The sequence below is a fragment of the Chryseobacterium sp. YIM B08800 genome (genome assembly GCF_026163565.1).
Classification (GTDB): Bacteria; Bacteroidota; Bacteroidia; order Flavobacteriales; family Weeksellaceae; genus Chryseobacterium.
In genome coordinates, this window is sequence record NZ_JAPDKN010000055.1 from 1 (window position 1) to 1,484 (window position 1,484).

1 protein-coding gene is annotated in these 1,484 nt (G+C 39.0%); it reads left to right on the plus strand.

Features of this window, described 5'->3' with window-relative positions; genetic code table 11:
- On the plus strand, positions 1-1,484 hold a 1,484-nt coding region (locus OEW74_RS17280; protein ID WP_265429646.1), incomplete at both ends, for a type VI secretion system Vgr family protein.

Here is a 1,484-nt window from a genome sequence, read left to right on the forward strand (position 1 = left end):
AGAGAATCATCATACCGGAATTAACCGATTGGTAAAGTTATCTTTAGTCATTGAAGGTAAGGTGATCAAATATTACAAGCATTTCAAGCTTACCCAAAGCTCACAAAAGCACCACGAATTTACGCTGACTTTAGCTCACGATACTTTAGGCGACCGCCAAACCCATACTTTAGAAGAAGCGAATAAATTTTTAGGCAAAAGATTAACGGCCGTTATTTCTTATAAAGACATTGAAAACAGTCCGGAACGCACTTTTGTCGGCGTTATCACCGGAGTTGGTTTCAGTCAGGAAAAGATGAGTTTGGGAAATATTGTTTTGTCAGGTTACAGTCCAACAATTTTATTGGATGGAGCGCCTCATATTCAGAGTTTTGGTGGAAATCAGGCTGTTAATATGGGAATCATTGCTGAAGAAGTCATTAAGCAAGGTTTAGATAAAAGCCGTTTTGATATCAGAATTGATACCAATGATTATTCTCAAATTATTTACAGCAGCCAATACGACGAAACGCATTATAATTATCTGGCAAGAATGGCGGAAGCTTATGGCGAACAGTTCTATTACGACGGGGAAGTTCTTCATTTTGGAAAACTTCCGCCACAAAATCAACCCATTAAATTAACGTATGGAAGCAGCGCAAACGATATAAAAGTAGAGTTGAAAGCGGTTCATACTAAACCTCAATTTTACGGTTACAACAGCAGTAAAAATGAAGTTTTGAAATCAGGTTCAACACCGATTCAGCATGTTGGAGATTTAGCAAAAACAGCTTATCAGCATAACGATACAATTTATAAAACGCCTTCTTTGAGAGTTGCTCCAATAAAAGCAACGACTCATTTGGATGTTGAATATTCCCAAAAAAGCACTTCTGGAAGTGAGGCGGTGAATGTTTTTAATCTTTCAGGTTCTACAACCGTTCCTTTTTTACATCCGGGATGCAGTGTGGATATTGAAATGCGAAAACCTGATACGAATGAAACTTCTTATTTCACAAGAATCATGGTGACAGAAACAACGCATGAGATTGATACGATTGGTCATTATACCGGAAGTTTTGCAGGAATTGCATCCGATACAGGCTTTTTACCAAAACCTGAATTTACCGTTCCTATCGCACAACCACAAATCGCAACGGTCATTTCAAACACTGATCCAGAAGGACAGGGCAGAGTTCAGGTAAGATTTGACTGGCAAACGAATGACACCACTCATTTTATTAGAATGATGAGTCCCGATGCGGGAGGAACTGATCAGATCACTCAAAATCGAGGTTATGTAGCGATTCCTGAAGTTGGGGATCAGGTGATGGTAAATTTTGTACACAATCATCCTGACCGACCTTTCGTGATGGGCGGAATGTTTCATGGGGGAGTTGGATTAGGAGGCGGAATTAATAATCACATGAGATCCATCCAAACCAAAAGCGGAATTAAAGTTTTGATGAATGATGATGAAGGAAGTGTAAATATTATTGATCCGA